The sequence below is a fragment of the Microcoleus sp. F4-D5 genome, from assembly GCF_036704885.1.
Classification (GTDB): domain Bacteria; phylum Cyanobacteriota; class Cyanobacteriia; order Cyanobacteriales; family Microcoleaceae; genus Microcoleus.
The window spans coordinates 1-9192 of record NZ_JAUBSX010000141.1; the positions used below are offsets into that span (position 1 = coordinate 1).

The window sequence follows — 9192 nt, forward strand, 5'->3', positions numbered from 1 at the left end:
TTTGAGCCAACATTCTCATGAGACTACTGCTCGATCGAACCCTCGATCGATTTATGAATGATTTGCGATCGCTATAGTAACTTGCTCGATCCTTTCCTTCAAGGCACTACCAACACCTGTTTAATGGAGAACAACTGTATACCCACCATGTTGTGCCAGTTAAAAATGGAGGCACTGACCGAGAAGAAAACTTGGTTCACCTTCACATCTGCTGTCACCAACATTTTACATCGGGATAAACATTTCTTGTGGCAGGAGGCTTGAGCCGGATGATGAGCAATTGTCAAGTCCGGTTCTTAGGGGAGGGGGGACACGGCGACGTGTGCCTCCTTACCCGACAGGGGAGGGGAGAGCGGTGACGCTTGAACCTTACCCGACTAGCCTTCCTCGACTCAACCTACTCGGTGCGATCGTCTAAACTTATCTGTACCGCCAAGGCGGTTGCTATATATTTAAGTTCATGAATTAAAAATAATTGGGAGAGCCTTAAGGCTACGAAAAGCAACCTTTTTTCGCCACTCAACCTTATCTTGTGATAATTGTAAATCAGGCAATTGTTGCACAAGAGCATTAATAGCAATTTCACCTTCAATCCGCGTCAATGCTGCACCCAAACAATAATGAATACCATCAGCGAAAGCTAGGTGATTATTATTAACTCGTTTAATATCAAAGCGATCGGGATCGGGAAATTGTGCCGGATCGCGATTTGCCGCTCCCAAGACAACCAAAACTTTCTCACCACATCGAACTGTTACACCATCTAGAACAACGTCTTCAGTTGCTACTCGTGTTGTGATTTGGATTGGGCTATCATAACGCAGGATTTCTTCCACAGCACTTTGAATAAGCATTGGTTGTGTCTTAATCTGTTGCATTTGCTCTGGGTGACTTAACAGAGCAAGCATACCGTTACCTATAAGATTGACTGTGGTTTCTTCACCAGTTAGGAACAGTAGCATACAGACAGATATAATTTCTTCTTCACTTAGCTTATTATCCTGTTCTTTAACAGCAATCAATTCACTCAGCAAATCCTGTTGCGGACTTTTTTGTCGTTGTGCAATCAAGCTCTTAAAGTAATCTGTAAATTCCAGCGCAACTTTATTCATCTGCTCATAGCCTTGCACAGAGCTGAGCGGATCTAAAATATTAGACAGTACATCAGACCAATGATACGCCTTAAACCAATCTTCAACAGGTATTCCCAGAATTGCGGCAATGACATTGCAGGGTAATGGGCAAGCAAAATCGGATATAATATCCATGAAACCCTTGTGCCGAACCTTGCTAATCAATTCATCGGTAATTTTTTGAATTTGGGGACGCAGAATATTGACGCTTGTAGAAGAAAAAGCTTTACTGATTAGACCTCGCAACCTAGTATGCTCAGGCGGATCTAAATATATTAACCATTTGTCAATGGCTTGTGCAAGTGTATTGAAATCGCCTTGCTCTAGAGAATGGCTCTTGTGTTTAACATTTTTTTGCATTTTATTAACACAAAAGCGAGGATCGCGCAAAACTGCCTTAGCATCAGCATAACGAGTAATTACCCACATACCAGGGAAGCTTTGGTGTATTGGTTCAACAGAGCGGAGTTGGTGGTAGACGGGATAAGGATTGGCCCGAAACTTTGGGTCATAAGGATTGAATTTAAGAGCTTTTGCCATCCCTAATTTTTGAGTTTTAGATGAACAAATAATCTCTTCGTGTGTATCTCCAGTTGGTTCCATTTACCTACCTCCTATAATTATCCAAGTTGATAGAAGTTACTTAATTCGTAAAACTTACGCTCAGAGATTTCAAGCCGCGTATGACTATACTCTTTTTCCACTCCTGTTTATTTGAAGCTAACTTTAAATTAGGGAACGTTTGAATCAGTGTGTTAATAGCAATTTGTGTTTCCAGCCTTGCTAGTGGGGCTCCCAAGCAATAATGAATACTATCAGCAAAAGCAACGTGCTGATTGTGTTCTCGATTAATATTTAACTCATCTGGGTTTGGGAACTGGGCTGGATCTCGATTAGCAGCTCCTAAACAAAGAACTATCTTTTCGCCAGCTTTAATTGTTTGGTTGCCTATTTCTATATTATCAGTAGCAATACGGGTTAACATCTGAATTGCACTATCGTAGCGAATTACTTCTTCTACAGCACTCTGAATCATTGTCGGTTCTCTTTTAAGTTGTTCCATTTGGTTAGGGTGTTGTAGCAATGCCAGCATTCCATTGCCGATCGTATTCCCTGTAGTTTCTTCACCTGCTCCAAATAACAACGTGCAAATTGCTAACAGTTCTTTTTGACTTAGCCTGTCACTTTGGTCTTTAGCTGCAATCAAATTACTAATGAAGTCTTCTTGTGGCTCTTTTTCTCGAGCGGCAATGAGAGTACGTAAATATTCCTGAATTTCTTCTGTAGCTTGATTCATCGCTTCATATTCTTTTAGTGACACCAGCGGGTCTAAAATACGCGATAAAACATTAGTCCACTGATGAAGTTGTTGTTGAGCTTCTTTTGGTATTCCCAACAGCTTACTAATTACACTTACAGATAGTGGACTCGCAAGCTCGGCAACAATGTCCATACTCCCTTTGTGCCGAACTTTGTCAAGCAATTCATTCACAATTTCCTGAATATGGGGACGCATACGCTCAACAACTACAGAAGAAAAACCTTTACCCACCAACCCACGCAATCTGGTATGATCTGGCGGGTTCATATAAAATAAAAATCGGCTGGTGGTATAAGCAAGAGTATCTAGATTCTTTTCCTTGTGTAAGAAATATTTGTTTCTTTCTTGTATTGATTTTGGTCTATCATCAGTACTAACACAACTACTTTTTAAAACTGCTTTGACATCAGCATAGCGAGTAACGATCCAATCACCTCCAACAAAGTATCTATGTACCGGATCTTCGTTTCGGAGGCCATGGTAAGTTGGATAAGGATTAGCGTTAAACTTATGGTCAAAAAGATTGAATTTGACTCCTTTTGTTGAGTCTCTCTTTTCATTGTTGTTAGGACTATTTTGTTCTTTATTCATATAAAACTAGGCTTTTTTAAAGTCGATCAATAAAATTATTCTGGCGGTATTGCTGCGATTCAAAACTTCATGCTCAAAGGTATCATCAAAAATTAAACACTTGCCTGCTTCCCAGGTTTTCGTTTCATTCCCCACCCGTATCCAACAGTCACTAGGCACAATTAAACCCAAATGACAACGGAGTACAGTGTTTATATATCCCTTATGAGGAGCAATGTGAGTTCCAGGTGCAAGGGAAGAAAAAGTCGCCGTGGTCATTCCAGGAATAGATTCTACTAATTTTGTTGTTTCTGGACACAAGCAGCAGTTTTTATCTATTTTTTTCCCAAAAGAATGCAAACTAAAAATATCCCACCCTTTATTATAAAGAAACTCTTTTTGCCAAGGCAGAGAATTACTTTCTTCCAGTCTATTTAACTCATCTTGGATGAGCAGCCAGTTGGATTCTAGGCTCTTGGTAAATTTGAAATCAGTAGGTTGGTAAAACATTTTTTGTTTGATTATTTTACGATCGTTTGGTTGAAGATAATCGAAAAATTCTTGAGGCGGAGAACAGAAACCTTGTTTCGCCTCTGCTGCTGAACCTTGTCAAGTAACTCATTCACAATCTGATTCATATAACAATTCCAAGTTAGTTATAAACACATCTTCCTTCTCCTCCTTGTCCCCTGTATTCAGATATCAAATAGGATTGCTGTATTCCATTACTAAATACTGCGTTAAGGTTTCGATGGTGGGGTACTCCCACAAAAGAGTCAACCCCAGTTCACAGCCAATCCATTCGGCTAATTCACCTGTCATACTGACCGCCACTGCTGAATCTAAACCGTATGCTGCAAAAGACTCTTGAATATCTATCTCATCAGGAGGTATTTTCAAGTACATAGCAAGATGAGAAATTAGCCAAGCTTGGAGTTCTTTTTCTGTAAAATTCGGTTTTAATGATTGCCCATCCCCCTCTGACTGATTAACATCTGAATTTTGTAATCGTTCCGAAAGGTTTTCTACTTCTATTTGAAGTTGTTGTAAGTCTGCTTGTTGAAGATTCGCAGTCCAGTTGCCGACTGCATCCAAACTTTTATTTAGAAATCCAACTCGACAACCAAGGCGCTGAATCTTGCCACTAGAAGTTTTCGGAATAGTTGCTGTTTTTAACAGGGTAATAGCAGATACTTGTAATTGGTGCTGTTCTGACACTGCCTGACAAATAGACTTAACGACTTCATTTACATCCAACTGACGTAAGTAAGTACGCTCTACTTCTTGAACAATAACTAGCTGTTCAACACCTTCTATCTCTACAGTAAATGCTGCCCCACAATTAGATCGTAATGCTGGGTGGCTATTCTCGACTGTCAATTCAATATCCTGGGGATAATGATTTTGTCCCCGAATAATTATCATGTCTTTGATGCGACCTGTGATAAACAGTTCGCCATCAAGTAGAAATCCTAAATCTCCACTGCGTAGAAACGGCCCTTCTTTTGTGTCCTGTAATTGGGCATTGAATGTTTGTTGCGTCTCTTCAGGTTTTCTCCAATAGCCGCCAGCTACACTTCTTCCTGCAACCCAAATTTCCCCGATTTCTCCATCCAGACAAAGAGTTAAGGATTCTGGGCGAACAATGACAATTTTTTGGTTAGGTGTACTATGACCAACACCAACAATCGCCCTTGCATCTTCGTCTTCGTTTGTAGTAGTTACAATGAGATTCTGCTTCAAAGCTTGGTCTTGCACAAAGCGAATCACTGGTGGCTCTTTTTTCAAACCCCCAGATACAATTAAAGTCGTTTCCGCCATTCCATAGCAAGGGTAAAAAGCACTTATTTGGAAGCCACAATCTGCAAAGGTTTCGGAAAACTTGTCTATAGTTTCTGCCCTTACAGGTTCAGCACCATTGAAAGCCACTTCCCAACTACTCAAATCAAGCTGTTGGCGTTGTTCAGGAGTAATTTGGTTAATACACAAATCGTAAGCAAAATTAGGTCCGCCGCTGGTAGTCGCTTGATACTCGGAAATCGCTTTTAGCCAGCGAAAGGGTTGTTGTAAGAAACTCTCTGGCGACATCAGAGTAACTGAGCAATTACCGTATACAGGCTGTAACACTCCCCCTACCAATCCCATATCGTGGTAAGGAGGCAGCCAAATTACACCTCGACTGTTAGAGGTATGCTCAAAAGCTTGGTAAATTAAAGCGGAATTATAGAATAGATTGTCATGATTCACCATCACACCTTTCGGGTTTCCTGTCGTACCAGATGTGTACTGGAGAAGTGCCAAGGAGTTGTTAGCAATCTCAGGAAAAAACCAATCATCTCCCAAATCGTTGACAACTTCATCAGTCGCTATACATTGCAGGGCTGCTAATTCTGGTTCTTCTTTGAATTTTTCTCCCAATTTAGTAATTACAGATGAGGTGGTGAGTGCAAAAGTTGCTTGTGCGTCTTTTGCAATAGCTTGCAATCTTGTCATCCGCTGTTTACCTCGCGGCGGATACACAGGTACAACAGTTACACCTGCATACAAACCTCCGAAAAAAGCAGCAATGAATTCCAGTCCAGGCCGATACAGAAGCAGCACTCTTTCTTTAAAAGCTTTCATGCTTTGAAGCAATGCTGCAATGGCGCGTGCTTTTTGGTCTAATTTTTCATAAGTGAAGCTAACTTTTTCTGTTTCTCCATCTACCAAAAAGGTATATGGTACTTGATATGGTTGTTGTTGCGCCCGATAACGTAACAAGTTAACTAAAGTTGCTTTCTGTTCTGAATCTGGTAAAAATAAATCGCAATCCATAATTGTTTTGTACTTGAAATAATTAAAGTAATTGTTCTGTGATTGCTGGCATACTACAGAAATGCCTTAACCGTAACGTTGTTGGAAGTCTAGCATAAATGCAGCTAGAGCCTCTACTCCAGACTGAGTGACTGCATTATAGAGTGATGCTCGCAAACCTCCAATTGAACGATGACCATCCAATCCATAAAATCCGTTTTCCTCTGCGGTTGTGAGAAATAAAGGCTCTAATTCGGGGTCTGCTAATCGGAATGCAACATTCATCAGAGACCGATTCTCCCTAACCGCATGACTCCGATAAAATTCGCTGCTATCAATGACTTTATAAAGAGTCGCCGCCTTTAACTGGTTAATCTCTGCCATTGCTGCTAGTCCACCAATATCTTTTCGCAGCCAACGAGTGACCAGCATGATTACATATAGTGCAAATACTGGTGGCGTATTGTAAATTGATTTACTTTTGATATGAGTACGGTAATCTAACATAGTGTGTAGATCGGGCGGAATTCTTTCTACAAGATCGTCTCGAATTAACACGACTGTTACACCTGCTGGCCCCAGGTTTTTTTGTGCATGGGCATATATTAAAGCATAAGGCTCAATTGGTATCGGTTGAGATAAAAAATCTGAAGACATATCGCAAATTATCGGTACATTGGATATGCTTGGCAGATAGGAAAATTGTAGTCCCTCTACCGTTTCGTTCGATATATAATGTAGATAAGCCGCCTCTGATGAAAGTACAAGTTCTTCAGGGTTTGGCAATCGCTTATAACCGCTATCTCTTCCATCCCACACTACTTGCATTTGGCCTTCTTTTCTGGCTTCAGGTACGGACTTAATACTCCAATAACCAGACACAATATACTCGGCTATTTTTCTGTTGCCCCGTAAGAAATTCATGGGAATCATTGAAAACTGTAGACTGCTACCCCCTTGTAAGAAAAGAACATGATAATTCTTCGGTATCGAGAGCAAATTCCGCAAGTTATCTTCTGTTTCGTCCAGTACATTGCGTAACCAATCAGAGCGATGACTAATACCTAGCAACGACAAGCCCACTTCTGGCACATTCATAATCGCAGCCTGAGTAGCATTTAGCACTGATTCAGGTAATGCTCCAGGTCCTCCAGAAAAGTTTAAGTGATTGTTGGGATTGTTCAAATTTTGCAAATTCATTTATGTTTTGTGGTTTATAAATTGGCAATTGTTTGTACTGCGGAATTATCGCTAAATTTTTATTATAACTATTAATTCCTATAATTGAGCTGTATCAATTCCTTTGATAAATGGAGCTTGTATCTGTTTCAAAAAACTCATCGGGTAATTGCGATTTAAAAGACCAAGTTCGGATACTTTTTTACCCTTGGGAAGAAAGTAAGTGCCGAAAAGAATGTCCCAAATTATTATATGATTTCCATAATTATTGTTTGATTCATGAATATTTGTGGAGTGATGCCAGCGATGCAGTTCAGGGCCACTGATGATGTAATTAAACCAACCCAGTTTTACGTCTATATTGCAGTGCTGAAAAAATCCTTTAATTGAGTAGATAAGTAAGTAAAGTGCCAGTACCTCCTTGGATATGCTGAGAAGAATGAAAGGAAAAGAATCGCAAAAAAGTTGCAGCGTTCTATCTAAAGGATGAAATCTCCCAAGATTAAGCCAATATAATTTGTGAACTGAGTGATGTACGGCATGAAATCTCCACAACAAAGGCCATGTATGAGCTGCGCGATGCAACCAATATCTCAAGAAATCGCCAGAAAGTATCATAATCAAGATTTGTATCCATATAGGATAGTTGTGCGGCCAAAAATCATTTATGTTCCAGTTGCTATTTTTGACAAATCCTAGCAACCAACTCACGAAGGAAATGGAAATAAGCTGCGGGAGTAATACCTGTACCAACATCATAAAAAGGAAATCAGTTCCCACCTCGCTCGAACTTGGCAACCACTCTTTCTGATAAGGAAGTACAAGTTCAAAAAAAGTTATCAGACATACTCCCGCAATAATTGTAGCTATGTAACTACTAAAAAATACGTTTATGCCATGACTTTTCAGTACATAATAAATCATCAGACCGATCGACATGACACCAGGGTAGACTGTCCAGGTCAGAATATTACGAAATCTTACAGTCATGAGGCTATTTTTATCCTCCCCAGTGAGTGGATTTTCAGTTATCAATTTTATTTCTTGTTTCAAATTCATGGGGAGATTAACCTATGGCGAATGTGGATTGATAAATTGGCAGTAACACTTTTATTGAATGCTGTAATATCGACCTTAATATTAAATCCTTTTGTGCAAAAGTCTGATTCAGTTGTTCATCAAATAACTTTGTTAAACAGAGTATTCAGTAATTTTATTTGAATAATTTGCTATTTAGCCCTAATTGTTTTCCTAAACCTTCGGAAATATGAGTATCTGGAGTGTTGGAAATTCCTTGTAACAAGCAGACAAAATCTTCTACAATTGTTTTAATTGTACTTTCACAAAATACATCAATATCGTATTCTATCTCCCCCCAAATGCCTTTTTGACTTTCTCCCATATGCATAGTTAAATCGCGCCTGCTTCCCCTAATTTTTCTATTTTTACCCCGAACATAAAGACAATCTGAGAGTTTGATATTGTCCGCCATCAATGGAATTTCATTGTGAAAAATCATCACTATTGGTAAAGGAAATGTATGAAGATTATCTGTTTTTAAGATAGGTACAGTTTCCAGAATCATTTTCAAGGGAAGTGCGCTGTGAGTATATGCTTCTAAAGTGGTTTTGCGAACCAGATGCAGTACCTGTCGGAATGTAGGATTGTCTTCTAAATTTGCTTTAATTGGAATCTGATTAATAAAGCAACCAATTAAGGCTTCAAACTCCGCTCGATTGCGATTGGCAACGGTAGTGCCAATACAGAAGTTAAGCTGACCTGTATAGTGATGCACTAGGATCTGTAAAGCTGCTAATAAAAGCATGAATGAAGTACACCCTTCTTGTTGGCTGAGTGCTTTGAGTTGTGTTGATAATGCTTCAGATATTTGGAAGGGGTAAATTGCTGCTTTCAACCTTGGTACAGCAGGACGAGGCATATCTGTTTTGATTTCAGGAACGACGAGATGCGGTGCAAGTTTTTGCTGCCAGTAGCTTTGTAGTTTTGTGAGTACATCTTTTTGCAGCCACTGACGTTGCCAGACAATAAAGTCTGCATACTGCATCGGTAATTGTGGAAGGGGCGAGGGTTGTCCTTGGGAAAATGCTTGGTAGACTGCTGCTAGTACACTTGGGCGTGAATAGAGCTACCATTTATATGTAGATGTAGAAGGTAGAACAGATCGATGCCCAGACT

7 protein-coding genes and 1 pseudogene are annotated in these 9192 nt (G+C 39.8%); 1 reads left to right on the plus strand and 7 read right to left on the minus strand.

The genetic code is table 11. The features are described 5' to 3' along the window. Positions 1 to 134 precede the first annotated feature (134 nt). Entirely contained in the window at positions 135 to 239 is a 105-nt protein-coding gene (locus QUA80_RS32440; protein ID WP_333429032.1) for an HNH endonuclease, read from the plus strand. A 219-nt stretch (positions 240 to 458) separates the two neighbouring features. On the opposite strand, the gene QUA80_RS32445 is transcribed toward QUA80_RS32440, so the two are convergent. The 7 genes and pseudogenes from QUA80_RS32445 to QUA80_RS32475 form a co-directional block, all read right to left on the minus strand. Continuing rightward, positions 459 to 1736 carry a cytochrome P450 gene (locus tag QUA80_RS32445; RefSeq protein WP_333429026.1) on the minus strand — a complete coding sequence of 426 codons (1278 nt, stop codon included), beginning with the start codon at positions 1734 to 1736 and terminating at the stop codon, positions 459 to 461. A 40-nt stretch (positions 1737 to 1776) separates the two neighbouring features. After that, positions 1777 to 3045 carry a cytochrome P450 gene (locus QUA80_RS32450; RefSeq protein ID WP_333429027.1) on the minus strand — a complete coding sequence of 423 codons (1269 nt, stop codon included), beginning with the start codon at positions 3043 to 3045 and terminating at the stop codon, positions 1777 to 1779. Between the two features lie 6 nt (positions 3046 to 3051). Next, the gene (locus QUA80_RS32455; protein ID WP_333429028.1) at positions 3052 to 3534 is read right to left on the minus strand and encodes an aspartyl/asparaginyl beta-hydroxylase domain-containing protein; all 483 of its coding nucleotides are present in this window, start codon (positions 3532 to 3534) and stop codon (positions 3052 to 3054) included. Positions 3535 to 3726: 192 nt separating this feature from the next. Further along, positions 3727 to 5838: an AMP-binding protein gene (locus tag QUA80_RS32460; RefSeq protein WP_333429029.1), complete on the minus strand. Its 2112-nt coding sequence runs from the start codon at positions 5836 to 5838 to the stop codon at positions 3727 to 3729. Positions 5839 to 5904: 66 nt separating this feature from the next. Further along, positions 5905 to 7017: a phosphoserine transaminase gene (locus QUA80_RS32465; RefSeq protein ID WP_333429030.1), complete on the minus strand. Its 1113-nt coding sequence runs from the start codon at positions 7015 to 7017 to the stop codon at positions 5905 to 5907. A 78-nt stretch (positions 7018 to 7095) separates the two neighbouring features. Then, positions 7096 to 8055: a sterol desaturase family protein gene (locus QUA80_RS32470; RefSeq protein WP_333429031.1), complete on the minus strand. Its 960-nt coding sequence runs from the start codon at positions 8053 to 8055 to the stop codon at positions 7096 to 7098. 154 nt (positions 8056 to 8209) lie between these two features. Further along, a pseudogene (locus QUA80_RS32475) lies at positions 8210 to 9109 on the minus strand (condensation domain-containing protein); the annotation flags it as partial. Between the last annotated feature and the right edge of the window lie 83 nt (positions 9110 to 9192).

Bases quoted from the DNA above. Each gene is read 5' to 3' on its own strand.
- QUA80_RS32445 (WP_333429026.1), bottom strand. From the start codon at position 1,736: ATGGAACCAACTGGAGATACACACGAAGAGATTATTTGTTCATCTAAA.
- QUA80_RS32450 (WP_333429027.1), bottom strand. From the start codon at position 3,045: ATGAATAAAGAACAAAATAGTCCTAACAACAATGAAAAGAGAGACTCA.
- QUA80_RS32455 (WP_333429028.1), bottom strand. From the start codon at position 3,534: ATGTTTTACCAACCTACTGATTTCAAATTTACCAAGAGCCTAGAATCC.
- QUA80_RS32460 (WP_333429029.1), bottom strand. From the start codon at position 5,838: ATGGATTGCGATTTATTTTTACCAGATTCAGAACAGAAAGCAACTTTA.
- QUA80_RS32465 (WP_333429030.1), bottom strand. From the start codon at position 7,017: ATGAATTTGCAAAATTTGAACAATCCCAACAATCACTTAAACTTTTCT.
- QUA80_RS32470 (WP_333429031.1), bottom strand. From the start codon at position 8,055: ATGAATTTGAAACAAGAAATAAAATTGATAACTGAAAATCCACTCACT.